The sequence below is a fragment of the Kaistella sp. CFF1-2 genome (assembly GCF_059509915.1).
This window is the reverse complement of record NZ_JCAKLF010000004.1, coordinates 15,032-41,584: the sequence shown is the minus strand read 5'-3', so window position 1 is coordinate 41,584 and position 26,553 is coordinate 15,032. Positions and strand designations below refer to the sequence as shown.

Below are 26,553 nucleotides of genomic sequence, written 5' to 3'. Positions count from 1 at the left end.
AAAAATCCCATCTAGGAAAGGATGAGAATACTTATGAATACGTGTTTTTTACTTTAGATTTATTTCGGAGTTTTAAACAGGATATAGCTGAAAGCTACTTTGAAGGTTGGTGAAACGGACGTTTTTTGATAATCGAAATCATGCAAAATACCAACTCCGATATGCGAGTTGATTAAAAATTTACTTCCTAAATCTCGCTGTAATCCCCAATGAATATCGGTAAGTAAACTTGGGTTCAGAATCGAGAATCTTCTTCCATCTCCAAAACTATATTTGGTTTGCAAACCGATATAATTTGCAGAATTATTTGCGGTATTTTTTCCTTTGGAAACACGCTTGTCAAAGTTATAAAGGAATTTAAGCTCTGATTTTAAATACGGCGTTGGTGCCCCTAAATCCCAATCGTAACTAATTTCGCTACCATCAGTTGCCATTCCCATCCCGACGCCAAAGCTGTTTTCCCAAACGAATTGATTAGAAAGTGCCCATTCGAAATTCACTTCAGGACCGTGAAGTCCAAGCGTCATTTTTCCTAAATTTTCTGTTTGAGTTTCGTTACTGGTTGTTTGGGCAGACGCGAGACTCGTTGCTCCAAGTAATACGATTCCTAAAATTTTTTGATGCATGTTCATAGTGTGCTGTTTTTTATATTTTGTGACGGCCAAGAAACAACTTGTACGCCTGGTGAATACTGTGCAGAGTGTAAGTTGGTTTGATTTAAATAGAGACCTCCAATTCGATAATTAAGTTCCAATTGAAATCCATCAACTTTGTGTAAGATCCATTCTGGATGATGAATTTCATAGCGATGAAATTCGGTTTTCTTTTTTATGTATAAGCAATAACGTTCTGTAATCCAAAGTTCTAATTCATTTTTATGCTGAATTTTTTCTCCGACTCTGAAGTGAGCATCCAGTTTGAAACTCTTTTTCAAGTTTACATTAGTGTACGAATCTAATTTCCGAACGATTTTCGAAAGTTCGTAGGGAAGTCCAGAAATTGTTTTAGAAACCCATGTAGAAAAAGGTTTTTCGGCTTCAATACTTAGGAAATAAACCCCTTGCTTATTGTTATTTTTAATGTACGTTCGCACATTGATTTCCCGAAAAGTAGAAACGAAATGCCAATAAGGAAGGTTTCGTGGTCTAATTTTTTCCATTTGGAAAGCCACGATGGAAACAAAATAACTTCCTTGAAAATCGTCCAACTCCAATTCCTCGGGAACTAGTGCTCTCAAAGTATCATAATTGACTTCAAAGTGCAGAAAAAGGGCATCATTCCATTCTTGGTAAAACTGCCATTTTCCCTTAGGCATGCTCCAAGGTCGATGTGTATGGTCTAAAAGTAAATCAGAAATTTTGGCCATAAACTGAAAATCAACTTTAGTTAAGAAACTCTTTTTTTAAGTTCTTCTTTGATTTTGTTGAGGTTGTTGTAGTTCATAATCCAAATAGGAAGCATCGTAATTGGGATGATTAAAACAGGGGTAAAGCCTTTGTTTATCGTGATGTATATTCCCAAAACAAGAATGATCAACGAAGCTCCAAGTATAAAACCAAGGATGACGCTTAGTATTTTTCTTGATTTTTCGAGCTCTTCTGTGCTCATGTCTTCAAAGGATTTTTGTGCCATAAAATGTTTGAAATTAAGAAAATTTTCAAACTCTTAAATTAAAACTTTTCGCGTAGAAAAGAGATACGAAAGCCTTTTTTTTAGGAAATGAAATTATTCTATATTTTGTCCGAATTGAAGAATGTAGCCGTTGGGATCAAAAATAGCGAATTCACACATGTTCCAAGGAAATGTTTCGAGCTCGTAGCAAATGTTTACACGATCTCGAAGTTCTTGCCAAAGGCTTTCTACATCGTCTATTTCAAAGTAAAAACTTCCTGTAAACGTACTTTTTTGATGTTCCAAATGAGCATTTGGCTGGCTGATCATCATTTCAATCCCGTCTTTGGCGAGTCGTGCCCAACCCCAATCGGTATTTTGATCTTCAATATGAAATTTCAAAATTTGGGTATAGAAGGAAAGTGTTTCTTCTAACTTTTCGGTGGTGATAATGGGCGTTAGCGATTTGAAAATCATAATTTACTTTCGTGTAATGGCATAATAAATAACATACAGCCAACTGAAAATTCCATGCAATATTGCTAATAGGATGGATTTGTTGCGGTCCCATGAAAGTACAATGGCGAGAACTGCCCCGAAACCAATTCCGTTTTTGGTGATAACTTTGGTGACGCTTTGCGGCGTGCTTTCTGTAACAGCTCCAGTTTGTGCCAATACCAGAGTTGACGCTAATAAAAAGAGAAAGATAAAGATAAAAGTCGTTTTAGATTTCATGTTTTTTTGTTTAGAATAATACCTAATTTCTTAGTCGAATATAGGAAAAAAACAACCTTTTCTATGATTTAGAAGACTTTGTCCATTGAATTAAATTCAGAATTATTAGGATTATACAAACAATATTGGGCCACATGAAAATTAGCCAAGCATCAGGTTCTTCCATTTTTGTAAACCAATTCCATGTGATTCCGTTGCCTTCAATGGTCATAAATAAAGCAAATCCTAAAACTCCAATCAAACAGAATAGTATTTTTACAAGGTGTTTCGGATAGAATTTTGGAATCAATGCGATGACCAAACCGATGTAGCCGCAAATTCCCATCAAAAGGCTGAATAACGTTTTTGTTTGGGAAGAATCTTCTCGTAAGCTTGGGATGATTTCTGAGAGAAAAAGTCCTGCAATAATCAATAAATACGTTGCTGGAATGAGTCCAGAAAGTATAAGTATCGTGTAGAAAAAATTTTTCATTATGAAATTTGAATGGAATTATATTGGATTTGATGCGTCTCTTTTCAAATCGTTTACTTCTCTTTTTAGTTCATCCAACTTACGAATAATAGCGAAATTGTCCAACTGCAAGTCGGATTCTGTATATTCTTTGGTTGCGATGCTGCATGCAAATTCCCAAATTTCTCGCACTTCAGTTAACGGAATTTTTAAAGGTTCATAAAAACTATTATCCGATTTTACACATATGAAATTCGCTTCATTGAACTGAAAACGTTTGTAGATAATTCCGTCGTTTACTGTGATAAAAACATAGGTTTTATCGGGTTTTAAGTCGGCTAAATTTTCTACATATTTACCGACAATGTACGTTCCATCTTTATACGGCGGCATCGAATCGCCATCCGCAGGAAAAGCCCGAAACTTTCCGTTCCTCAAAAATGGAAGCGAAATGGTTTGCAAACTTTCAATATAGTCGGGATCAGAATAGCCATTAAGATAACCCATCGACGCTTTTTGCGGGATAATTTCGATTTGATTATTTCCGTGAGAATCCACGATAATCGGTATCAAAATACGATTGTCAGGAAGGTTGAGCATTTCTTCCAAAGGATATTTTCGGATATCAACAGACACCAAAAGATCAATACTAATTTTAAAATACTTCGAAATTTTCAATAAAATTTCTAAAGGTGGTTCCGAAGCTCCATCTTCATATTTCGCATAACGTCCTCTAGTAATCGAGATGTTATCGGCAACCCGTTGTTGCGAAAAGCCAATCTGATTTCTCAGATAGCGCATGTTTTCAGACAAATATAACATTGCTATAATTTATATCAACAAATATAAAATTATTTGCGATAATTCATACTAATTTTGAAGTTCAATTTTCAACTTGAATATGGAACGTACGATTGTACATTGTGATTTAGATACCTTTTTTGTTTCGGTAGAGCGGCTTATTAATACAGATTTAGTAGGTAAACCAGTTTTGATTGGTAGAGAAGAAGGACGTGGTGTGGTGGCTTCTTGCAGTTATGAAGCACGAAAATTTGGAATACATTCCGCTATGCCTATGCGAATGGCGAAACTACTTTGTCCAGACGCTCATGTAGTTCATGGTGATCATGATATGTACAGTAAATATTCTAATATCGTTACCGAAATTATTGAAGAGCAAATTCCCATTGTAGAAAAAGCGTCTATAGATGAACATTATTTGGATATGACGGGAATGGATCGCTTTTTTGGAACGTGGAAACTCACCCAAGAACTTCGACAACGGATTATGAAGGAAACAGGATTGCCCATTTCTTTTGGTCTGTCTTGTAATAAAACAGTAAGTAAAATTGCGACCGGTGAAGCCAAACCTTGCGGCGAGAGGAAAATAGATATCGGTTTTGAGAAGCCTTTTCTAGCACCATTATCTATTCGGAAAATTCCAGGGATTGGCGGTAAAACCTATCCTTTGTTACGAAACATGGGGATTTCTCAGATTGCTACCTTGCAGCAGATGGAGGTATTTACAATGAAGCGTGTTTTGGGTGAAAATGGTGTGACGATTTGGAACAAAGCCAATGGAATAGATTCTAGCGCTGTGGTGCCTTTTCATAAGCAGAAAAGTATGAGTAAAGAAACAACGTTTGCAAAAGATACGATTGATATGGAACTTCTGAAGAAAATCCTATTTAAAATGGTGGATGAGTTGGCTTTTGATCTTCGAAAAGAAGAAAAACTAACGACTTGTGTGACAGTTAAAATTAGATATAGCAATTTTGATACACATACCATGCAAGCCAAACTCTCGTTCACTTCGTCAGAAAAAGTAATTTTTGAAAGAGTTCTTCAGCTTTTTACCAAGTTATATAGCCGGCGGATGCTCATTCGATTGATAGGAGTGAAGTTGAGCAATCTCGTAGCTGGAAATTATCAACCTGATTTGTTTAGTCAAACCTTCGAAGAACTCAATCTTGCCCAAGCGATGGATCGTATTCGGATGCGTTACGGACATCAAGCCGTGATGCGAGGATGTATTTTTTAAAGATTTTCTTATGCTACTCAATTTACATAGTTATTACAGCTTACGATACGGAACGTTAAGTTTGGAAAAGCTCGTAGAAGGTATTCGCAATTATGGATACGATACGGCTGTGCTTACTGATATTAATAATTCTTCTGCTGTTCTGAAATTTATTAGACTCTGTCGTGAAGCGGGAATCAACGGTTTAGCGGGAATGGAATTTCGCAATAATCACCAATTGCTTTTTGTAGGAATTGCTAAAAATGAATCTGGCTTTCGAGAATTGAATGAGTTGATGACGATTACGAATAAACAAAAATCTCTTTTACCGAAAGTAGCTCCTGAATTTGAAAATGTTTTTGTTGTTTATCCTTTTGGGGCGAGAGAAGAACGAGATTTACGAGAAAATGAATTTATTGGAATTCGTCCACATGAAGTTGCTAAATTTCTGACGTTTCCTAAAAAACATTGGGAACGTTACGTGATTTTGGCCCCAGTATCATTTCAGCCCGAAAAATATCAACTTCATAAGCAACTTCGAGCAATTGACTCTAATTTGTTGATTTCCCAAACGCCGCCTGAACAAATCGGTCGAGAAGACGAAATTTTCGTCCCGCAAGACCGGCTCAAAAAACGGTATGAATTGGTGCCGAAACTTATTGAAAATACGGAACGACTACTTTCCAGATGTCGTTTTTATTTTGAATTTGGTGGTTCTAAATACAAAAAAACCTTTACAGGATCGTATTCAGAAGACAAAGCTCTTTTGTATCGATATGCATTTGAAGGGTTTGAAAATCGATACGAAGTAACGGACGAAGTCGCTAGATCTCGAGTGTTGAAAGAATTGGAAATTATTGATACTCTTAACTTCTCTAGCTATTTTTTAATTACGGATGATTTGTGTCGATATGCTAGATCTCGCAATTTTCATTATGTGGGTCGGGGAAGTGGTGCGAATAGCATTGTGGCATATTGTCTTGGGATTACAGATGTTTGCCCAATTGAACTCAATTTATATTTTGAACGATTTTTAAATCCTAAACGTAAAGTTCCGCCCGATTTTGATGTTGATTTTTCTTGGAAAGATCGAGATGAAATGTATAAATATCTTTTTGGACGCTACGAAAATGTTGCGTTAATGGGTGCTATGGGAACATTTAAAGACCGATCTATTATCCGTGAACTGGGGAAGATTTATGGTTTGCCGAAAAGTGAAATCGATAGACTAATTAAAGATCCTACGCATATGTTGAATGAGAATGAAGTCACAAAAATGATTTTGGATGTACATAATCAGATGGAAGATTTTCCTAATCAGCGAACGATTCACGCCTCTGGAGTTCTGATTTCGGAAGAGCCTTTAACATGTTATTCGGCGTTAGATTATCCTCCCAAAGGAATTCCGACAACGCAATACGATATGTATGTTGCCGAAGATTTGGGTTTTGAGAAATTTGATATTCTTTCGCAACGTGGGATTGGGCATATTAAAGATTGTCGAGAGATTATTCGTTTGAACACGGGGAATCAGGTGGAAACCACCAATCCGAAACGGTTTTTTACAGATCCTCTTATTGCAGAGCAATTACGAAAAGCGAATACCATTGGTTGTTTTTATATTGAAAGTCCTGCAATGCGTCAGCTTATTTTAAAATTGAATTGTGATGATTATCTCACGTTAGTAGCAGCTAGTTCTATTATCCGACCTGGTGTGGCGTCTTCAGGGATGATGCATGCATATATAGAGCGGCATTTGGCGCCAGAAAAAGTTGAATATATACACCCCGCTTTTAAAGAACAGCTAGAGGATACCTACGGTGTGATGGTATATCAGGAAGATGTGATGAAAATAGGGCATCATTTTGGAGGATTGGACTTGGCTGAAGCCGATGTTTTGCGAAGAATGATGAGCGGAAAATACCGTAACAAAAATCATTTAGCAGAAATTGAAGACAAATACTATCAAAACTGTAAAGAACGAGGCTATCCAGATGAGGTCTCTAGAGAAGTATGGCGCCAGATGGAAAGTTTTGCAGGCTATAGTTTTAATAAGGCGCATTCGGCGTCTTTTGCGGTAGAAAGTTATCAAAGTCTTTTCCTGAAAACCTATTATCCACGAGAGTTTATGGTGAGTGTTTTGAATAATTATGGAGGGTTTTATTCTCGAGAAGTTTATGTAAATGAAGCCAAAAAAGCAGGTGGAATCATCTGTTTGCCTTGTGTGAACAAAAGTATTTTTAATACATCGATTCACGGTAAACATATTTATTTGGGTTTTGATTGTTTACTGAATTTAGAAACGGATTTAGCAATTCGGATTCCCGAAGAAAGAGTTCAAAATGGTTTGTATCGAGGTTTATCAGATTTTTGTTTGCGTACTGGGGCTGGACTTGAACAGGTTTTGATTCTTATTCGTTGTGGGGCTTTTCGCTTTTTAGGAATGGGTAAAAAAGAATTATTGTGGGAGGCGCATTTGATTTTAAAAAAGTCAAAAGAAAAAACGAATGCTTCAGGGTATTTGTTTTATGGAGAAACCGAAAAATTGACTTTACCCAAATTAACAACAGAGAAGTTAGAAGATCTTTATGATGAGCTTGAATTGATGGGGTTTCCCGTTTCGGGATCAAGTTTTGATTTTGCTAAATCCTCCTACAGAGGCACTGTTACGGGAAAAACGTTGACGTCTTTTGAAGGGGAAATTGTACGAATTGTAGCACATTTAGTAGCTTCTAAAACGGTACGAACCAAAACAGGAACTTTAATGAAGTTTGGGACGTTTTTAGATGAGCACGGAGATTTTGTAGATACGGTTCATTTTCCGCAAAGCTTGAAAACATCGCCGTTGCGAGGTCGCGGTTTGTATTTAATTGAAGGAAAAGTAAGCTTGGATTTTGACTGTCCGGCAATTGAAGTTCATCGATGTGCAATGATGCCATTGAAACCCGATCCAAGAAGCGTTTAAAAAAAAACTTCCACCAAATGGTGGAAGGTTTTTTGTTATTTTTTCTCAGGAATCTGAGTTAGAATGTCTTTCAAGAAACTCCAGAATTTCTGGGTTGATGAAATGCTCGCACGTTCGTCTGGCGAGTGCGCACCACGAATCGTTGGCCCGAAACTAACCATTTCCATTTCTGGATAATGTGAACCGATAATTCCGCATTCCAAACCAGCGTGGCAAGCCACAACGTGAGGTTTAGAACCAAATTTTTCCGTGTACAATTTATCCATAATCGTAACGATTTCCGAACCTGGAAGTGGTTTCCAACCTGGATATGCTCCGCTAAATTCTACTTGCATTCCTGCTAATTCGAAAACAGCACGTAACTGTCCTGCAACATCGTCTTTAGACGAATCTACCGAAGAACGAGAAAGATTTAAAATCTTCAAAGCACCTTCTTTCAATTCAACACGAGCAACGTTGTTAGACGCTTCTACCAAATCAGCCACATCAGGAGACATGCGGTAAACTCCGTTGTGAGCTGCTTTCAATGCATAAATTATTTTTTTAGAATCTGCAGCCGAAAGCCCTTGATTAGCAGCTTCAGCTTTTTCAATGCTGATACTTAAGTCTTTTTCAACAGAAGCGAATTCAACTAGAATTTCTTCTTTTAAAGCATTCGCTACTTTCAAAAATTCATCAGCGTTTGCGACGGTGAAAATTGCTTTTCCTTCTCTTGGAATAGCATTTCTCAAACCTCCACTATCTATTGAAATTAACTGAATATCTTGTGTTTGGTTTCCTGCAAAAAGCAATCTTCCAATCAACACATTGGCGTTTCCAAAACCTTTATGAATGTCCATTCCTGAATGTCCACCTTGCAAACCTTTAACATAAATCGAAAGAATTTCACCTTGTGTTGCTTCTAAAGCGTACTTCTGAGAAGCCGTTACATCAACACCACCGGCGCAACCGATATCAATTTCGTCATCTTCCTCGGTATCAAGATTTAGCAAAATTTCACCCTTCAAAAGACCTGGTTGTAGGTTTAAAGCTCCTGTCATTCCCGTTTCTTCATCGATTGTGAAAAGCGCTTCTAGAGCAGGATGTGGGATGTCAGAAGATTCTAAAATTGACATGATGGATGCAACACCCAAACCATTATCAGCACCAAGAGTTGTCCCTTTTGCCTTCACCCAATCACCATCGACAATCATTTGAATTCCTTGCGTGTCAAAATCAAAATCAACGTCGTTGTTTTTTTGACAAACCATATCCAAATGCGATTGCAAAACGATCGGTGTACGATTTTCCATTCCTGAAGTTGCTGGTTTGCGAATAATCACGTTACCTACTTCGTCTACGATGGTTTCAAGATTCAATGATTCACCAAAATTTTTGATGAATTCAATTACTTTTTCCTCTTTTTTGGAAGGTCTCGGAACTGCGTTTAATGCAGAAAAATTCTTCCAAATAATTTGAGGCTCTATATTTTGTAAGCTCATAAAAATTTATTTGTCCAAATTTACAAAATAAAAAGCGGCTAAAGAATTCCTTTGGCCGCATATTTAGTGCTTTTTTAGCTGTTTTTTATTCGGGATTAACCTCGTGCACGTTCTAGTAAAACCATCATCAGAAGTGATAAAATTACCAATGTTTCATCTTCCTCATCAATATCCACCATTCGGTTCAGTTGGAAACGTCTTCCGATTAACGAAGGCATTTTCTTTAGTTGAAAATAACTGCGTCCAGCGGCATCTTTCACACTATATGAAGGGTTTAGGAAATAGCCAGTAAACATCCCAACAATGGGGATTTCACCTACCATGCTGTCCCAGATTTTTTTAAAACCATTGTCCTCGGTAATGGTGAATTTGGTGATGTTGTTTTCATCCATGATATCGTACGTCGCTTTCCAGAAAGAGCGCATTCCTTTGCGTGAAACCCGACCGTAGCTTTTCATATTCACTAAATCAACTAGGCTGTAAGATGCATTAAAATCCAACCACTGATTGGCTTTGATTTGAAATAATTGTTGTGTTCTCGAATGATCCGAATAGATAATGACATCCTCCTTCAAACGGAACATTTTCTGGCGTACATAAGCGATTTCTTTTCCGTTGGCATCCGTGATCGTGAAGTCGCTGGAAAGAGTCGTAATCCTAAATTTGAAGTCTAGCGGATAGTTGAGATTCTTTAAGTGCATAAGGTTTTTTGTTTAAAGATAGTCTTTTTTCGGAATTCCCGATAGGCATTTGTTAAATTTAAAATCAAATTCATATGGCTTTTTAATCTGATTTCTCCAATATTGGAAGTAGAAAAAATAAAGAATTAGCTTTATCTTTGTCGTTATGGATTACCCAAGTAAAGTTTTATCCAAAGCGGTTGAAGAAATCTCTGGATTGCCAGGGATAGGGAAAAAATCGGCACTGCGATTGGCTCTATATCTTCTTCGTCAACCCGAAAGTCAAGCCCTTGCTCTTGCCGATTCTCTTGAGAAATTGGTTCGTGAAATTCAGTATTGTAAAGAATGTCATAATTTTTCGGATTCGGAGATTTGTGATATTTGTGCTAGTTCGAATCGAAGTTCAGAATTGCTTTGCGTTGTTGAAGATGTTCGCGACGTGATGGCCATTGAAAATACAGGGAAATTTCAAGGGAAATATGTGGTTTTGGGTGGAAAAATTTCGCCGATGGAAGGAATTGGTCCAGGACAACTAAAAATTTCGGCAGTAGAATCCAAACTCGAGTCGGGCGAAGTGAAAGAAGTGATTTTTGCTCTGAGTGCAACCATGGAAGGCGATACAACGGCGTATTATATGTATAAAAAATTGAAACATTTTTCGGTTCAGTTTTCGAGTATTGCGCGTGGAATTTCGGTAGGAGATGAGTTGGAATATGCAGATGAAATTTCTTTGGGACGCTCGATTATCAACAGATCGCCGTATTCTGAAAAAAGCTAGATTCTATGGAACTCAGCATTGTTATTCTTCATTATCAAGTTTCGGATGTTTTGCGAAAATGTTTGCAATCGATCGATCGTTTTGTGAAAGACATTTCGTACGAAGTTTTGGTTGTGGACAATGCGTCTCCAGATGATTCTTGGAAGGTTTTAATCCACGAGTTTCCAAACGTTCAATTCATTTCAAATGCTGAAAATGCAGGTTTTGCAAAAGGAAATAATGTTGGAATAAAAAAAGCAAAAGGCGAGTATCTTTTACTTCTCAACCCAGATACGGAACTCGAATCTGATGATTTGAAAAGAGTTCTTGATTTCGCTAAATCTAAAGCCAACTTTGGATGTTTAGGTGTTCGCATGCACGATGCTTCTGGGGCTTTTCTTCCGGAAAGTAAACGCTCGGTTCCAGGAATTATCAACTCGTTTGGGAAGTTGTTTTTCACATTTGGAATGACAAAGTCCAAATCCTATTATCGTGATGATTTACAAGAAACCGATATTGCGCCTGTGGATATTGTGACGGGTGCATTTTTGATTTGTAAACGAGATCGCTACTGGGAAGTAGGTGGTTTAGACGAAGCGTATTTTATGTACGGTGAAGATATTGATTTGTGTAATTCTTTTTTAAATAAAGGCTATCAAAACTGGTATTACGGCGCTTTTTCTATTTTACATCTTAAAGGAGAAAGTACCCAAAAAGATGAGGTTTATCTTGAGCGATTTTATGGTGCGATGCAGATTTTTATTGACAAATACTATCAGCAAAAGAAATTTCAACATGTTGTATTATCATTTGGATTGCGAGTGAAACATTTTCTAGAAAAACGAAAACTCAACTAAAAATAAAAGCATAAAAAAAAGAGAACCAAATAGGTTCTCTTTATATTTTGTACGATTGTAATGCTTATTTCGCTGGAGTAGAAGTGGGCGCTGTTGCAGGTGTGTTTGTTGGTGCACTTGCAGGAGCTTCCGTTTTCTTAGGCGCTTGTACTTTCGGTAAAGATTGTACTGGGCTTGCCGTAAGAACTACGCTTAAAATAATTACTACAACAACCGAAACTCCAAGAGTCCAAGTTGCTTTTTCCATAAAGTCGTTGGTTCTTTGTACACCGAATTGTGCAGAAGATGCACCACCGAATGTTGAAGAAAGACCTCCACCTTTTGGGTTTTGAGCCATAATGACGATAATTAGTAAGATACAAAGGATCATTACTACCACCATTAAAATTGTAAATATAGCACTCATCGTTTTATTCTAAATTTTGAAGGGCAAATGTAATGTTTTTTGATGAAATTACAAATAGCCAAATGATATTTCAATAAAAAAACAGCAACCGAAGTTGCTGTTTATAGGATTACTACCTTTTCTGATTATTTAAAATCAGCATCGGTTGCTTTATTCAGTTCAATCGAGCTAACGTTGAAAACCATTTCCATAGGTCCAATAGCTTGCGTAATGCTTTGTGGAAATTTTACTCCAGAAACGTCTTTGTAATCTGCGAATTTCACGTTTACCGTTTGTCCTTGAGCAGTCATTTGCTTTCCAACTTTAAGACCTGTTTTTTTGCTGTAAAAATAGCTTGTTGCGCCCACTTTTACAACGTAACAATCTTCATTGTTGAAGGTTTCGCTACCCGAAATTTTTGCATTTGGATTTTTTGCATACCCCAATTCTGGAATTGCTGTTGTTGAATTCAAAAACTCCGCTTTCGTTTCTTCTGGAAGAGGTATAGACTGTCCTTGCATTGACATTCCACCGTTTTTACCGTCGAAGAAAATCTTTTGCACTACATTTCCACCCATAGAAACTTCAGATAAATTCTTTCCACCGTTGGCTTCAATTGTTTTAAGATCCAATTGCATCCCTTGAACAGTTCCCGTTGCTTTGGTTGTTACTGATGTAATTTTTTCCAAAGCTGCTTTTCCTCCAATTGCAGCGATGTATTTGTCCATAACACTCGCTACAGAAACCGATGCGTCAACTTTTTGAGCCTCTGGTTTTGTTGTTGGGTTTGCATTGGTATCGTAGTATTTTACAGGATATCCTAATTTTTCTAAACCATCAGCAATTTCTGCTGCTTTACCCGCAACAAAAATTCTAGATTGATTTGGCTTGATGAATGATTTTACAGCATTTGAAATATCTCCAGCAGTAACCGCATCAATAGACTTCAAATAATCTGTATAGAAATTCTCAGGTAAATCCTGCGTTTTTTGACTTAATGCAAAACGTGCAATCGTTGCTGGACTTTCTAATGAACGGATGAAGTCTCCTTTCAACTTCGCTTTAGCACTCGTTAATTCTTCTGGTTTTACGGTGTTAATGGCTTTCAATTCGTTCATGAATTCTACCACCGCTTTATCCGTAACTTCGTTACGAACACTTGCGTTTGCAGCGAATGTTGGTCCGTATTTTCCCGTATTTAAAGAAGAATAGGCTCCGTACGTAAATCCGTTTTTCTCACGAAGATTCATGAATAGTCTTGCTTCACCACCACCACCAAGAATGTAGTTTGCGATAACCGCAGGGAAATATTGCTTGCTATTCATTTTAAGATCAGTTGTGTTTCCAACGTTTACCACAGATTGTACGGCGTTTGGAACGTCAACAACATCAATTTCTGTTGCTGCAAGAGTTGCAACAGGCTCTAGGTTTCCGAATTTTACATCCGATTTTTTCCAAGCTGAAAAGTCACGCTCTACTTGTTTTTTTACATCTTCAAATTTAACATCACCAACAATAACTAAATACGCGTTGTTTGGTGCGTAATATTTTTTGTAGAAATCTTGAACATCCGCAAGTTGAACGTTTTTAATCGTTTCTGCTGTGTTGAATTCTCCACGAGATGTATTTTTTCCGTACATCACCGCTCTGTTTACTTTACTGGCGATGCTGCTTGCGTTTTTCTCATCCGCTTTAAGGCCTTCAATCATTCTGTCCTTCGACTTGTTGATCTCTTCAACATCAAATCTTGGATTGATGATCGCATCAGCCATCATAGATAAAACTTCGGGATAGTATTTAGACAACGAATTCGCCGAAGCGCCTCCTGATGAAAAATCTAATCCAGCTCCTAAGAAGTCGATTCTTTTGTTGAAATCATCTTTGGAAACTTTGGTCGTTCCTTCTCCTAATTGTCCCGCCATAATTTGACTAACACCCGCTTTTGTTCCTTCGAAAATAGGCTGTCTATCCATCGTAAGTGTGGTGCTTACTCTTGGAAGTTTTGAGTTTTCTACAACCATTACCGTAAGACCATTTTTTAACGTAAATGTTTTTGGTTTGGCGATATTAATTGTCGGCGTAGGCCCAGGTTTAGGCATTTGGTCTACATTAATGCTTTGTGCAGTAACCATTCCTGAAAATAAGAATGCCGCTGCGATATATTTAAATTGGTATTTCATAAAGCTTTATTTTTTTTCAGGTAAATAGTTCAATTCTACTCTTTGGTTCGGGTTTAGGTATTTTTTAGCCGCGTTCATCAAATCTTGTCTGGTGATTGAGCGGTAAATTTCTAATTCCTTGTTAATTAAATTGGTATCACCCATCAACATATAATTATGTGCTAATGAATGCGCAATTCCCTGAATTGATGAATTGGAGTTCACGAAATTATTCTCAAACTGATTCAACAATTTTTGATAATCTTCTTCTGAAATTAAAGTCGTCTGAAGTTTTGCGATTTCTGCGTCGATATCTTTTTCTAAAACTTCTTTCGTCGTTGTTCCCATCGGGATAGCGAACGTTGCGAAAATTCCATAATCTTCTAAACCTTGATTGAAAGCCGCAACTTCCAAAGCTTTTTTCTCTTTATCTACTAATTTTTTGTACAATACTGATGATTTTCCACCGCTTAAATACGTAGAAATCATATCCAAAGTATAGGCGTCTTTTTCTTTTGCTCCTGGCGTTCTGTAAGCGAATACATACGCAGGAAGTTGGATGTTTTTATCGTAAGCCGTAACTTCTTTTGTTTTTGTGATCGGTTCGTCTTTAGGGAAGTTTTTTGGAGTAACAGTTCCTTTAGGAATGCTTCCATAATACTCTTTAATCCACTTTTTTGTTTGATCTTTTTTAATGTCACCCGCAACGACTAAAACAGCGTTGTTTGGAACATAGAATTTCTTATAAAAATCACGGAATTCCTGAAGTTGAGCTGCATTTAAATCATCCATAGAGCCAATCGTAGACCAGTTGTATGGGTGTTTTGTGAACAAGTTCTTCTGTACTTCGGTGAATAGATTTCCGTACGGTTGGTTGTCCATACGAAGTCTTTTTTCTTCTTTAACAACTTCTCTTTGGGTATCCACACCAATTTGGTTGATATCTCCAGATTTCATTCGTTCCGATTCCATCCAAAGTCCCAACTGTTCGTTGTTTGATGGGAAAGTTTCGTAATAGTATGTACGGTCGTTTGTTGTATTGGCGTTGTTGGAACCTCCATTAGAAGAAACGATTTTAAACCATTCTCCTCGTTTGATATTTTTTGTTCCTTCGAAAAGCAAATGCTCAAAGAAATGCGCAAATCCTGTTCTTCCTACAAGCTCGTCTTTCGCTCCCACATGGTACATTACCCCAGTAGTAACCACGGGTGCCGAGTTGTCTTGATGCAAAATAACATGCAGACCATTGTCTAGCGTGTATTCTTCAAAATCAATTTTTTGTGCTTGAAGCGTCAGTCCGAAAAAGGCCGCTGCAGCAACGCTAAGAAATCTTTTTTTCATATTAGTTAAACTATTTTTCTATGCAATTAGTTGCTTTAGAATTGCAAATGTTACACAATTTCCATGTTTTTTTCTGTATTTGATATCCCTACATGTGCGTTTCCCAAGAATTTGAATTCTCTAGTGAAAGATGTACTTTTGTAGTTCTAAAATTTTTCGAGGCATGATGGATTATTTGAAAGGACTAAACGAATCTCAATACGAAGCAGTAACAACCTTGCAAGGGCCTTTAATGGTGCTTGCTGGAGCGGGTTCTGGGAAAACCAGAGTGCTTACGATGCGTATTGCCCATTTAATTACCAATGGGGTTGATCCTTTTAATATCCTTGCGTTAACCTTTACCAACAAAGCGGCACGCGAAATGAAAGACCGTATTGCGAAAGTGGTGGGAGATACTAATGCAAGAAGCCTTTGGATGGGAACGTTTCACTCCGTTTTTGCAAGAATATTGCGAAGTGAAGGCCATTATTTGGGGTATCCCTCCAATTTTACCATCTATGATACGCAAGATGCATTGAATGTTTTGCGAAAAGTGATGAAGGAACTGAATGTCGATCAAGATATTTACAAACCTAAAAAAGTACTTTCTCGGATTTCAACCTATAAAAACAATTTGATTACGGTAAAAGCGTATTACAATAATCCTGAATTGTTAGAAGCAGATGAACGTGCGAATATGAAGCACATGGGGACGATTTATCAAAAATACGTTGAAGCTTGTTTTAAAAACGGAGCGATGGACTTTGATGATTTATTGTTGAAAACCAACGAACTTCTTACTCGTTTTCCTGAAGTTTTGGCGAAATATCAAGATCGTTTCCGTTATATTTTGGTGGATGAGTACCAAGATACCAACCATTCGCAGTACTTAATTGTGAAAGCATTGGCTTCAAAATTTGAAAATATTTGTGTGGTAGGAGATGATGCGCAATCTATTTACTCGTTTCGTGGAGCCAATATTTACAACATTCTGAATTTCAAAAAAGACTATCCGGATGCAATCACCGTTTCGTTAGAACAGAATTATCGTTCGACACAAACCATCGTTGATGCGGCAAATGTGGTGATTTCACGAAATACACAACAGTTCAAAAAGAACGTGTTTAGTGATAATGAAGTTGGAGAAAAAATTAAAGTCTATCGTGCGCTTTCTGATGCCGATGAGGCGAGTTTCGTTGCGTCTAATATTTGGGAATTACACAATACGGAGCAGAAGAAATTCAATGATTTTGCCATTTTATATCGTACCAATTCGCAAACTCGAGCCTTTGAAGATTCATTGAGAAAAAAGAATATTCCGTATCGTGTGTATGGCGGTTTGTCATTCTATCAAAGGAAAGAAGTGAAAGATTTGGTGGCTTATCTTCGTCTTTTGGTGAATGAAAATGATTCCGAAGCGTTGTTGCGTGTCATCAATTATCCAACTCGTGGAATTGGAGAAACAACGCAAAATAAGCTTATTGTTTTCGCAGATGCGCAAGGTTTGGCTTTGGCTCAAGTGCTTGGCAATATTGGATTTTACGCGCCGCAATTAGGTTTTAATAACGGCGTGATTACAAAATTATCAGATTTTTGGTCGATGATTAAAGCGTTTCAAGTATTGTTGAAAACCGAAAACGCCTACACCGTTGCGATGGAAGTTGCAAAGCGAAGTGGTTTGATTAAATTTTTGAAAGACGATCAAACACCGGAAGGAATTTCAAGGGTCGAAAACGTTCAGGAATTGATGAATTCCATGCAAGGTTTTATCGAAGAACAGCAGCAATTGGAAGATGGTGATGCTTCACTTTCTAACTTCTTGGGAAATATTGCGTTAACAACCGATCAAGATAAAAAAACCGACGGGACGGAAGATCAAGTTTCGTTGATGACCATTCACCTTTCCAAAGGTTTGGAGTTTCCAGTGGTGCATTTGGTGGGACTTGAAGAGAATTTGTTCCCAAGTTTTATGAGTTCATCGACTCGTGAAGAGTTGGAAGAAGAACGAAGATTATTCTACGTTGCCCTGACAAGAGCCGAAAAGCAAGCGGTGTTTTCGTATGCAGTTTCTCGATTTCAATGGGGGAAAATTACAGACGCCGAACCTTCTCGATTTTTAAGTGAAGTCGATAGTCGATTTGTTGAATTTATCAATCCAGTTGCCGATAGAAAGGCCATTAATCGATCTGGACTGTCATCGAGTTTGTTTGATGAAGCGCCATCCATTCCGAAATCCTTTAAAAAAGTAGAACCAAAAAAGTCGATTTCTCGATCTGCTGAAGGTTCGCAACCAACAGAAGCCAAGAAATTAAAACCAATCGCCTCGGCAAGAATCACCAATCCAAGTGGGAATTCGTCTCAAGATATTGAAGTTGGAGATTTGGTTCGTCATGATCGTTTTGGAGTGGGTGAAGTCGTGTTTTTGGATGGAACAGATTCGGAAAACATCAAAGCAAAAGTCTTATTTAAAAACGAAGGCGAGAAAAATCTGATTCTCAAATTCGCAAAGTTGACCAAGCTTTAAAGCTCGTTTCTAAAAGAAAAATTTCATTTTTTCATCTAATGTAACCTAAGTAACATTCTGTTCTTGGGAAAAGCGCCAATTTTGCAACGTTTGAAATTGTAAAATACATTTTGCTATGAATTGGATTATGGAGCCTTGGCCGTGGTACGTTTCCGGACCGCTGATTGCCTTGACGATGTTTGTTTTATTGCTTGTAGGAAAGCGTTTTGGGATGTCGTCTAACTTGCGAACTTTATGCACACTTTGTGGTGCTGGAAAAACCTGTGATTTCTTTTGTTTTGATTGGAAATCCCAACGTTGGAACCTTTTAGTGATGCTTGGGGCAATTTTTGGTGGTTATTTAGGAGCGAATTATCTTTCTGAAAATCAAGCGCCGGATTTGAATCCCAAAACGATAGAACAACTTAAAGGAATAGGATTCGAAAGTGCGGGAAAAGCATATGTTCCGACAGAATTATTCGGTAATGAAGCGTTTTCGGAGCCTAAAGTTTTGGCTATTTTATTAATTGGTGGATTATTGGTTGGTTTTGGAGCGCGATATGCGGGTGGATGTACATCAGGACATTCAATTTCGGGTATTAGCAACTTACAACTTCCGTCATTGATTGCTACCATTGGATTTTTCATCGGTGGTTTACTCATGGTTCATCTTTTATTTCCTTTCATTTTTTAATTTGAATTCACATGAAAAATATAATATATCTAGTAATAGGAACTTTTTTTGGAGTTTTAATGTACAAATCCGAAGCTGCATCGTGGTTTAGGATTTACGAAATGTTCAATTTTCAATCGTTTCACATGTATGGTTTGATGGGAAGTGCTTTGGTTGTTGGGATTGCGTTGGTTCAACTCATCAAAAGACGTAAAATGAAAAGCATCGATGGTGAACCTATTGTTATTGAAGATAAAGATAAAAGCATCAAACGGTATCTTTATGGTGGGATTATCTTTGGGCTTGGTTGGGCTTTGGCAGGCGCTTGTCCTGGACCGATGTTTGTTTTGACGGGAGCAGGATATTTTCCTATTTTAGTGGTGATTTTCGGAGCCGTTTTGGGAACCTGGCTGTATGGGTTGCTGAAGAAAAAGCTGCCGCACTAAAATTTTATGACAACAAAAGAGCGTATCAAAGAATCGTATCAAGCTATTTTTGAAGAAGAACTTATTAATGAAATAGCCGAAGTTGCCCAAATTGTTTCCTTTAAAGAAGGCGAAGTCCTTATCGAAATTGGGAAATACATCAAGACAATGCCTTTGCTTTTGGAAGGTGCGATCAAGATTTTGAGGGAAGATTTTGATGCGGGTGAGTTGCTTTTGTATTTTATCGAAAAAGGCGATACGTGTGCAATGACGATGGCTTGTTGTGTTGGCGATAAGAAAAGTGAAATACGCGCTGTTGCCGAAAATGATGGCGTTATTGCCATGATTCCGGTTGCGAAAATGGAAGAATGGATGGGGAAATATAAATCGTGGCGTTCGTATGTTTTAGAATCGTATAATAGTCGATTTAATGAAATGCTCAATGCCATTGATTCCATCGCGTTCATGCATATGGATGAGCGTTTGTTGAATTATTTATTTGAAATTCAGAAAATAACAGGTTCATTGATTATTAATAAAACCCATCAAGAAATCGCTAATGAGCTGAATAGTTCTCGCGTAGTGATTTCAAGATTGTTGAAAGCTTTGGAAAATGAAGGTCGAATTAAACTGAATCGAAACAGTATCGAAATTCTTACTTAAAATAAATCGTATTTGTAATACGACTCTTGAAGCGGAAATCGGCAACCTAAGGTTGCCGATTTTATTTTACCAATTCTTCAAAAAGTCGATCGAAGGTTTTGTCTAAATCTTTTGTTTTTCCAGGATGAGGTCGCGATGTTTGTATCACCGAACTTCGAACGGCCGTTAACCAACGAAAACGTTCGGGGATTTCCAATTTTGCAATTGGACCTCCATCAGGGCTTCCGTGCGCTATTTTTTGGAAGTTTTCCAAGTTTTTTTGCACTTCATCGTAATCCAATTTGCTGTGCATTAATAGAAATTTGTCCGAGCACAAATGAAAATCAACTCGAATGTATTTTTCTTTTTTCGAAAAAAGCACCAAGCCAATGTTGAAAAATTCTTCTCTTTCAACCTTCGGAACTAGGCGGATCACCGCATATTCGTATAATTTATCCTCTTGCATTTTTCGCTTCGTTTAAGAATAGTTGAGAGTTTTCAAGTCGAGTTTTTAGAAATTGGAAATAGATTTCTCTAATTTCTTCAGGACTTTCGTCCGCATCTTGCCATTGCAACCAATCTTCGGGAATTAAATTCACCAAATCTCGGAAGATTTCATCGTTGAGCATTTCATGTCCCCAGCGGTCTGCTTCATCCAACATTGTCGCTTGGGGCAATAAAACGTGGTCTTTCACATATTTGAAAGGCGTTTTTGCCGCTTGATCGAAATTCTGCCAAGAATGATGGAAGTAGAACGAAGCTCCGTTATCAATAACCCACAATTCTTTATGCCACCAAAGGAGATTGGTGTTTTTAAAAGTTCGGTCGATATTGGTGATAAATGCATCCAACCAAACAATTTTTGATGCCAAAAGCGGATCAATTTTGATACTTGGTTCGTACGCAATAGCTCCTGATAAATAATGCAATCCGAGATTCAAACCTTCGGAAAACTTCAATAAATCCTGAATTTCTTCATCGGCTTCGGTTCTTCCGAAATCAACATCAAGATTCACTAAAACCAATTCTGGGATTTTTAACCCTAATGCTTCGGTGATTTTTCCACCCAAGAGTTCAGAAATCAACATTTTGACACCATGACCGGCGCCTCGAAATTTCAGCACATATTTAAAATCATCATCCGCTTCTGCCAAAGCCGGCAAAGAGCCTCCTTCACGTAAAGGAAGGATGTAGCGCATGACGGTAACCGTTCGTAAAGTCCACTTATTTTGCATTGCTTCAAAAATACGATTTTGTTTTGATGGTTTTTTCATTTCAATTTGAAAATAATTTTAACAAGTATTTTGCTGAGGTTTAGTCTTCTACTTCAATAAAAACCAAAATAGAATGGAAAAGAAACTAAATTTTATCATTTTTTAATAATTCGGTACAGTTTTTATTTACTAAATTTGGTTATTATACTAAACAAACTTTAATTTAAAAATTCAACTATGAAAAAAACAATTGCAATGGCAGCTATGGCTCTTATGGTGTCTTTCACTGCTATTTCTTGTAAGAAAAAAGTTTCTGATGCAGAACTTCAAACTTCGGCAACAACAGCGGTAACTTCGTATCCAACAGCTTCAGTAGAAGTTAAAGATGGTGTTGCACACCTTAGCGGAACTTTCGCTACACCTGCGGAAAAAGATGCAGCTATTGCTTCTTTGAAAGCGATTCAAGGAGTAAAAGATGTGCACGATATGGCTACAGTAGCAGCTCCACCAGCACCAGTTGAAACTGTTGCAGCGGTAGATCCTGCAGTTCAGCAAAAAGTGACTGATGCAGTTAAAGATTTCCCATCTGTAAAAGTAGAGGTGGTTAATGGAGAGCTTACTTTAACAGGAAGCGTTTCTTCTACACAAGCTAGAAAAATCAAAGAATCAGTTGATGCTTTGAAAGTTGGAAAAGTAAACTATAATTACACAGTAAAATAATAGAAAATGAGCGTACTACAAGATAAATATTCAAGCGTAATTTCGGCTGCACAAAATGCTGGAGTAAATAATTTAACAGTTCAAGAACAAGATGGTATTCTTTACGTTTCTGGAGATGCTGCAAACTCTTCTGCAAAAGATGCGGTTTGGGATGCACTAGGAGCGATCGATGCTTCGTATTCAGCTTCTGACATCAACATCGATGTTAAAGTTTCAGGTTTGGCAGCTGGAGCTAGCCTTACTGTTGCTACAGAATCATCTAACCTAAACATTAGACAAGAGCCTTCTACAGAAGCTGCTGTTGTTGGTAAAGCTGCAAAAGGTGAAGCAGTAACTTTAGTGGAGCAAACTTCTGCTGAGTGGTGGAAAATTAAAACTGCCGATGGTGAAGAAGGTTATGCTTATTCAAGATATTTGAGAGCTTAAAAGCTTCATTTCTTAATAATTTTGGAGCCGCCCCTGTGGGCGGTTTTTTTATGCTTTGTACTGATGGTGGCGGTTTTCAAAAAAAAACTATATTTGTAAGCATTGAGAATACGTATTTATGAAACAAAATAAACTGTTTATCGCAATTATTGTTGCGCTTATCATTGGGGTGATCTTAGGAGGAGTTGTCAATAAGTTTGAACGAGGTACCGAAATTAGAATTAATTCTGAACTGGTCGATGCGAAACACCTTCCGACGGATGAAGTGAAGTTTGAAACGAGTGATGGTAAAAAATTATCTCAGAAAATTTATATCGCGGCTAACGATAAACAAAAAGATTCATTAACACAGGCTTTTAAAGGTCAAGATATCGTTGTTATTGGGAAAGGAAGTAAAACGGTTTTTGAGCCTAATTCAATTAAAGGCAAGGATGTTCAGATTCAGAAAGTTGAAAAATCAACCAATGGAAGGGCGACTGTTATTGATGATATTACGTCTTTCTCAGAGATGATTAAGCTTTTAGGAACCATCTTCATTCGTTTGGTACAGATGATTATTGCTCCGCTTGTATTTACAACATTGGTGGTAGGAATCGCTAAAATGAGCGATATCAAAATGATTGGTCGAGTAGGAACAAAAGCGATGGCTTGGTTTTTAACCGCTTCTTTAGTTTCGTTATTGATCGGTTTGGTATTGGTGAACTGGATGGAACCTGGGAAAGCAATGCATCTCGAAAAACCTGTTGCCGATGCGGCAGGTGAACTCGTAAAGTCTGCTGATGAAGGTCTTTCTTTAGAAAAATTTGTTTCACACGTGGTTCCAAAAAGTGTTTTTGAAGCCTTTGCAACCAATGAAGTTTTGCAGATTGTTATTTTCGCTGTGATGTTCGGCATTGCTCTTTCTGCGATGGGAGAGGAGTATACAAAGCCTGTTATTAAAGCGTTAGATGTTTGTGCGCACGCTATTTTGAAAATGGTGGGTTATATAATGTGGGTCGCGCCACTAGGAGTTTTGGGTGCGATTGCAGCGGTAGTAGCCACCAATGGATTCGAGATTTTTAAAGTATATGCCATTTATTTACGAGACTTCTTTTTCGCGCTCGGAATTTTATGGGTGGTATTGCTTGTTGTAGGATATTTAATTATTGGTAAACGTCTATTTGCACTTCTGAGACGTATTAAATCTCCACTTTTAATTGCTTTTTCAACGACAAGTTCAGAGGCTGTTTTCCCAAAATTAGTGGAAGAATTGGAGCGTTTTGGATGTAACAAAAGAATTGTTTCTTTCATTTTACCGCTTGGTTATTCCTTTAATTTGGATGGTTCCATGATGTACATGACGTTTGCATCGATCTTTATTGCGCAAATTTACGGAATCGAAATGAGCGTTACGCAGCAGATTGTTATGCTATTGGTTTTGATGTTAACTTCCAAAGGAATTGCTGGGGTGCCAAGAGCATCATTAGTAATTATTGTAGCGACCTGTTCCATGTTTGGAATTCCGCCAGAAGGTATCGCACTAATATTGCCAATTGATCATTTCTGTGATATGGGGAGAAGTATGACCAATGTTTTAGGAAACGCGCTTGCAACAACAGCAGTTTCGAAATGGGAAGGTCAATTAGAAGGCGCTCAAGAAGAAGTTGAAGTTCAAAGTTAATTTTGAATTCTATATAAAATAAAAAAAGCTGCATTTATGCAGCTTTTTTTATTTGTTGATAATTTTAATTGACTATTCATTCACTTTAATTTCATCGATAAAGATGTACGCATCGCCACCAACACCTTGATGTTTTTCAGGAAATTTGCCGTAATAGTACGCTTTCACTTTGATAAAACGAGCTTGCGTAGGCAGGAATGTGGATTTCACTAATTTCGTTTGTACTTCGTAATCAAAAGGATTCGTTTCGATTGTTTTCGTGTCTAAGAGAATCCAATCTTTATTGTTTCCAGATGCGTAGTATTCTACTTTTTTCGGGAACATAATCCAGGCTCGCGAATCTTGTAGATAATTAGATGAAATACTTGTTACAGTTTGAGTCATTTTGAAATCAATAACCGCTTCAAAATTTTGTCCCCAATAGCCTTGCCAATCACCTTTTCTCCAGTTTGTAGATCCATAAATTCCGTCATTTAACGCTTGATCGCCACCACCATGGTATTGCGGATTGTATTTTGAAATCAATGTCAAATTCCAGTCATTGGGTTTGCGGTGGAATGTGCTGCTAATCGTGCTACTTTTTTTACCATCACGTTCTGCATAATAATAAATATCCGTTGACTGGTTTACCGTGATTGGTTTACGATATCTAATGAAATCAGATTCTCCAATCGAGTAAAAGATCTTATCCTTTTTATTTAATGGAATCAACTCAATTTTAGTGTTCTTTTCAAAAAGATAATCACCTTTAGAAACAGGAGCAGCTATAAGTTCTTCGTATTTCAATTCAGGTAAGGTCTTTACATTTTCGAAGCCTAATTTTCTTAATTCTGCTTTCGGCGTGTTTTTCGTGATAACTCGTTTTGTTCCGTCTTCCAAATGGATTGTTACTTCGTCAAAATAAGGAATCGTCGCTTCCCATTCAGGTTTTCCTGGAGTTACAGAATAAATTCCCATAGTTGATAGAATATACCACGCACTCATTTGGCCGCAATCTTCGTTTCCAATTAAACCATCGGGCGTGTTTTTGTAGAAATTATCAAGAATGAATTTGATTTTTTCATCCGTTTTTTCAGGTTTTCCAACGAAATTATACAAATATGCCATGTGATGACTTGGTTCATTTCCTTGCGCATATTGCCCAATTAAACCCGTAATATCAACCTGATCACGACCTGTTGTTTGTTCTGGAGCGGAAAATAAAGCATCAATAAAGTTTTCAAACTTCTTCTTTCCGCCATGAATTTCAATTAAATCTTGAATGTTTTGAGGAACAAAAAACGAGTAATGCCAAGAATTTCCTTCGGTATAATTGTTATTCACTTCACGAGGATCGAAAGGCGTAAGCCAGCTTCCGTTTTTACGTGGTTGGAAAAATCCATTTTCCGGATTGTACAAGTTTTTCCAACTTTGGGAGCGTTTCATAAAGTATTGATAATCTTCTTTTTTGTTTAGAAGTTTAGCCATTTGGGCGATACACCAATCGTCATAAGCATATTCTACGGTTTTTGAAACACTTTCATGCTCATCATCAATGCTAATGAAATAATTTTTCTTGTATGCATCCAAACCAAAAATATCCTGCATTGCAGAGTTTTTAGCCGCTTCGTAAGCTTTTTCGTAATTAAATCCTTTAATGCCTTTCATCATGGCATCTGCAATGACGGAAACCCCGTGGTAGCCAATCATACATTCGGTTTCGTTTGCAGAGAGTTCCCAAACTGGGATTCGGCCGCCTTGTTCGTATTGCTTTATAAATGTGTTGACGAAATCTGCTGTTCTTTTTTTGTCGATAAGCGTTAACAAAGGATGTGCGCCACGAAACGTATCCCACAACGAAAAAACGGTGTAGTAATCATGATCTGTCGTGTGGATTTTGTTATCTCGACCACGATATTTTCCGTCAACATCAAAATAAACGTTAGGTTGCGTGTATAAATGATACATCGCCGTATAGAAAATCGCTAATTTGTCTTTATCATCGGATTTTACTTCAATCCTAGAAATTTCTTTATTCCAAGAATCAAAAGCTGCAGTTTTTACTTGATCAAAAGTTTTTCCTTTAGCTTCCGCATTCATATTTTTTGCAGCTCCATCAAACGAAACAGCTGAAAGAGAAACTTTGATTAAGATTTGCTCTTTTGCTTTGACATCTGCTGAAAGGGCGATAGCGAGTGTTTGACCTTTAAAATTTTTGGCATTAATTCCATTTTTCGAATTCGTTTTTGAAATTTTCATAGGTTTAGAAAATTCAATTCGGGAATACAAATGTTGGTCAACCGCCCAAGCTGAACTTCTTCTAAAAACCTCAATTGTTTTTGCATCAATGATTCGGATTTCCCCATCTAGAAGCTCGTCACGATGATTTAAATCTAAAATAATATTAGCCGTTCCACTTTTGTTAAAGGTATATTTATGAAAACCTGTTCTTTGGGTGGTTGTTAATTCAACATCGATATTGTCTTTAAGAAGGTTCACATAATAATATCCCGCACTTGCTTTTTCTTTGTCATGCGAAAATTTGGAGCTGTATTTTGCGGGCTCCAAGAAGGCTTGCCCCATGGTTGGCATCAGCATAATATCGCCATAATCGGATACGCCTGTTCCGTTTAAATGCGTGTGTGAAAATCCATAAATCGTGGAGTCCGAATAATGATATCCGCTACATCCATCCCAACTTCCATCAATTCTCGTATCAGGAGAAAGTTGAACCATTCCAGACGGTACCGTTGCGCCAGGAAAGGTGTGTCCATGACCGCCTGTACCAATGAATGGATTGATGTACTGCGCATAATTTTGGGAATATCCATACACGGCAAATAGTAGGGATATAAAAAGTGAAATTTTCTTCATAGAAAGGGTTTTGCTT

The 26,553-nt window shown here is 37.4% G+C and carries 26 protein-coding genes; 11 read left to right on the top strand and 15 right to left on the bottom strand.

The genetic code is table 11. The annotated features are described in order from the left end of the window. Positions 1–59: 59 nt before the first annotated feature. The 7 genes from AC5XHR_RS11350 to AC5XHR_RS11320 all read right to left on the bottom strand — a co-directional run bounded on the left by AC5XHR_RS11350 (position 60) and on the right by AC5XHR_RS11320 (position 3,619). Positions 60–632 carry a hypothetical protein gene (locus AC5XHR_RS11350; RefSeq protein WP_495950909.1) on the bottom strand — a complete coding sequence of 191 codons (573 nt, stop codon included), beginning with the start codon at positions 630–632 and terminating at the stop codon, positions 60–62. Continuing rightward, entirely contained in the window at positions 629–1,366 is a 738-nt protein-coding gene (locus AC5XHR_RS11345) for a YqjF family protein (RefSeq protein WP_495950908.1), read from the bottom strand. The genes AC5XHR_RS11350 and AC5XHR_RS11345 overlap by 4 nt, the downstream gene beginning before the upstream one ends. A 20-nt stretch (positions 1,367–1,386) precedes the next feature. Then, on the bottom strand, positions 1,387–1,632 hold the full coding sequence (locus AC5XHR_RS11340; RefSeq protein WP_495950907.1) for a redox-active disulfide protein 2: 246 nt from the start codon (positions 1,630–1,632) through the stop codon (positions 1,387–1,389). A 93-nt stretch (positions 1,633–1,725) separates the two neighbouring features. Beyond that, the gene (locus AC5XHR_RS11335; RefSeq protein ID WP_495950906.1) at positions 1,726–2,088 is read right to left on the bottom strand and encodes a VOC family protein; all 363 of its coding nucleotides are present in this window, start codon (positions 2,086–2,088) and stop codon (positions 1,726–1,728) included. 3 nt (positions 2,089–2,091) lie between these two features. Further along, positions 2,092–2,286 (bottom strand): hypothetical protein, encoded by a 195-nt coding sequence (locus tag AC5XHR_RS11330; protein ID WP_495950905.1) that lies wholly within the window; start codon positions 2,284–2,286, stop codon positions 2,092–2,094. Between the two features lie 121 nt (positions 2,287–2,407). Beyond that, positions 2,408–2,818 carry a hypothetical protein gene (locus AC5XHR_RS11325; RefSeq protein ID WP_495950904.1) on the bottom strand — a complete coding sequence of 137 codons (411 nt, stop codon included), beginning with the start codon at positions 2,816–2,818 and terminating at the stop codon, positions 2,408–2,410. Positions 2,819–2,836: 18 nt separating this feature from the next. Then, positions 2,837–3,619 carry an XRE family transcriptional regulator gene (locus AC5XHR_RS11320; RefSeq protein ID WP_495950903.1) on the bottom strand — a complete coding sequence of 261 codons (783 nt, stop codon included), beginning with the start codon at positions 3,617–3,619 and terminating at the stop codon, positions 2,837–2,839. A 79-nt stretch (positions 3,620–3,698) separates the two neighbouring features. Between AC5XHR_RS11320 and dinB the strand changes: the two genes are divergently transcribed. Next, on the top strand, positions 3,699–4,838 hold the full coding sequence (gene dinB / locus AC5XHR_RS11315; protein WP_495950902.1) for a DNA polymerase IV: 1,140 nt from the start codon (positions 3,699–3,701) through the stop codon (positions 4,836–4,838). A 10-nt stretch (positions 4,839–4,848) separates the two neighbouring features. Then, a complete protein-coding gene (locus AC5XHR_RS11310; RefSeq protein ID WP_495950901.1) occupies positions 4,849–7,782 on the top strand; it encodes a DNA polymerase III subunit alpha in 2,934 nt (977 codons plus the stop codon). A 35-nt stretch (positions 7,783–7,817) separates the two neighbouring features. On the opposite strand, the gene AC5XHR_RS11305 is transcribed toward AC5XHR_RS11310, so the two are convergent. Together AC5XHR_RS11305 and AC5XHR_RS11300 are read right to left on the bottom strand one after the other, a co-directional pair. Continuing rightward, a complete protein-coding gene (locus AC5XHR_RS11305) occupies positions 7,818–9,263 on the bottom strand; it encodes an aminoacyl-histidine dipeptidase (protein ID WP_495950900.1) in 1,446 nt (481 codons plus the stop codon). A gap of 95 nt (positions 9,264–9,358) precedes the next feature. Continuing rightward, entirely contained in the window at positions 9,359–9,964 is a 606-nt protein-coding gene (locus AC5XHR_RS11300) for an LURP-one-related/scramblase family protein (RefSeq protein WP_495950899.1), read from the bottom strand. Between the two features lie 145 nt (positions 9,965–10,109). Here AC5XHR_RS11300 and recR point away from each other — a divergent pair, with 145 nt between their 5' ends. Beyond that, complete coding sequence (gene recR / locus AC5XHR_RS11295; protein ID WP_495950898.1) at positions 10,110–10,721, top strand: recombination mediator RecR; 612 nt, start codon at positions 10,110–10,112, stop codon at positions 10,719–10,721. Between the two features lie 5 nt (positions 10,722–10,726). Next, positions 10,727–11,557, top strand: coding sequence for a glycosyltransferase family 2 protein (locus AC5XHR_RS11290; protein ID WP_495950897.1), 831 nt, complete (start codon positions 10,727–10,729; stop codon positions 11,555–11,557). 64 nt (positions 11,558–11,621) lie between these two features. Here the strand turns inward: AC5XHR_RS11290 and secG are convergent, their stop codons facing one another. The 3 genes from secG to AC5XHR_RS11275 form a co-directional block, all read right to left on the bottom strand. After that, positions 11,622–11,963, bottom strand: a complete 342-nt coding sequence (gene secG, locus AC5XHR_RS11285) for a preprotein translocase subunit SecG (protein ID WP_495950896.1) — start codon at positions 11,961–11,963, stop codon at positions 11,622–11,624. Between the two features lie 125 nt (positions 11,964–12,088). After that, entirely contained in the window at positions 12,089–14,122 is a 2,034-nt protein-coding gene (locus AC5XHR_RS11280) for a M16 family metallopeptidase (RefSeq protein WP_495950895.1), read from the bottom strand. Positions 14,123–14,128: 6 nt separating this feature from the next. After that, positions 14,129–15,442 carry a M16 family metallopeptidase gene (locus AC5XHR_RS11275; protein ID WP_495950894.1) on the bottom strand — a complete coding sequence of 438 codons (1,314 nt, stop codon included), beginning with the start codon at positions 15,440–15,442 and terminating at the stop codon, positions 14,129–14,131. A 163-nt stretch (positions 15,443–15,605) separates the two neighbouring features. On the opposite strand from AC5XHR_RS11275, the gene AC5XHR_RS11270 reads away from it, so the two are divergent. The 4 genes from AC5XHR_RS11270 to AC5XHR_RS11255 all read left to right on the top strand — a co-directional run bounded on the left by AC5XHR_RS11270 (position 15,606) and on the right by AC5XHR_RS11255 (position 19,685). Further along, the gene (locus AC5XHR_RS11270; protein WP_495950893.1) at positions 15,606–17,945 is read left to right on the top strand and encodes an ATP-dependent helicase; all 2,340 of its coding nucleotides are present in this window, start codon (positions 15,606–15,608) and stop codon (positions 17,943–17,945) included. 115 nt (positions 17,946–18,060) lie between these two features. Beyond that, positions 18,061–18,618: a YeeE/YedE family protein gene (locus AC5XHR_RS11265; protein WP_495950892.1), complete on the top strand. Its 558-nt coding sequence runs from the start codon at positions 18,061–18,063 to the stop codon at positions 18,616–18,618. Between the two features lie 11 nt (positions 18,619–18,629). Next, a complete protein-coding gene (locus tag AC5XHR_RS11260) occupies positions 18,630–19,043 on the top strand; it encodes a DUF6691 family protein (protein ID WP_495950891.1) in 414 nt (137 codons plus the stop codon). Between the two features lie 6 nt (positions 19,044–19,049). Next, positions 19,050–19,685 carry a Crp/Fnr family transcriptional regulator gene (locus tag AC5XHR_RS11255; RefSeq protein WP_495950890.1) on the top strand — a complete coding sequence of 212 codons (636 nt, stop codon included), beginning with the start codon at positions 19,050–19,052 and terminating at the stop codon, positions 19,683–19,685. 61 nt (positions 19,686–19,746) lie between these two features. On the opposite strand, the gene AC5XHR_RS11250 is transcribed toward AC5XHR_RS11255, so the two are convergent. Beyond that, complete coding sequence (locus AC5XHR_RS11250; RefSeq protein ID WP_495950889.1) at positions 19,747–20,130, bottom strand: DUF3037 domain-containing protein; 384 nt, start codon at positions 20,128–20,130, stop codon at positions 19,747–19,749. Next, the gene (locus AC5XHR_RS11245; protein ID WP_495951030.1) at positions 20,117–20,899 is read right to left on the bottom strand and encodes a HipA family kinase; all 783 of its coding nucleotides are present in this window, start codon (positions 20,897–20,899) and stop codon (positions 20,117–20,119) included. The genes AC5XHR_RS11250 and AC5XHR_RS11245 overlap by 14 nt, the downstream gene beginning before the upstream one ends. Before the next feature lie 216 nt (positions 20,900–21,115). Here AC5XHR_RS11245 and AC5XHR_RS11240 point away from each other — a divergent pair, with 216 nt between their 5' ends. From AC5XHR_RS11240 to AC5XHR_RS11230, 3 genes are all read left to right on the top strand, one after another. Next, positions 21,116–21,598 (top strand): BON domain-containing protein, encoded by a 483-nt coding sequence (locus AC5XHR_RS11240; RefSeq protein WP_495950888.1) that lies wholly within the window; start codon positions 21,116–21,118, stop codon positions 21,596–21,598. A 6-nt stretch (positions 21,599–21,604) separates the two neighbouring features. Further along, the gene (locus AC5XHR_RS11235; RefSeq protein WP_495950887.1) at positions 21,605–22,024 is read left to right on the top strand and encodes an SH3 domain-containing protein; all 420 of its coding nucleotides are present in this window, start codon (positions 21,605–21,607) and stop codon (positions 22,022–22,024) included. A 118-nt stretch (positions 22,025–22,142) separates the two neighbouring features. Then, positions 22,143–23,684 carry a dicarboxylate/amino acid:cation symporter gene (locus AC5XHR_RS11230; RefSeq protein WP_495950886.1) on the top strand — a complete coding sequence of 514 codons (1,542 nt, stop codon included), beginning with the start codon at positions 22,143–22,145 and terminating at the stop codon, positions 23,682–23,684. Between the two features lie 72 nt (positions 23,685–23,756). On the opposite strand, the gene AC5XHR_RS11225 is transcribed toward AC5XHR_RS11230, so the two are convergent. Then, the gene (locus AC5XHR_RS11225) at positions 23,757–26,537 is read right to left on the bottom strand and encodes a GH92 family glycosyl hydrolase (RefSeq protein WP_495950885.1); all 2,781 of its coding nucleotides are present in this window, start codon (positions 26,535–26,537) and stop codon (positions 23,757–23,759) included. Positions 26,538–26,553 lie beyond the last annotated feature (16 nt).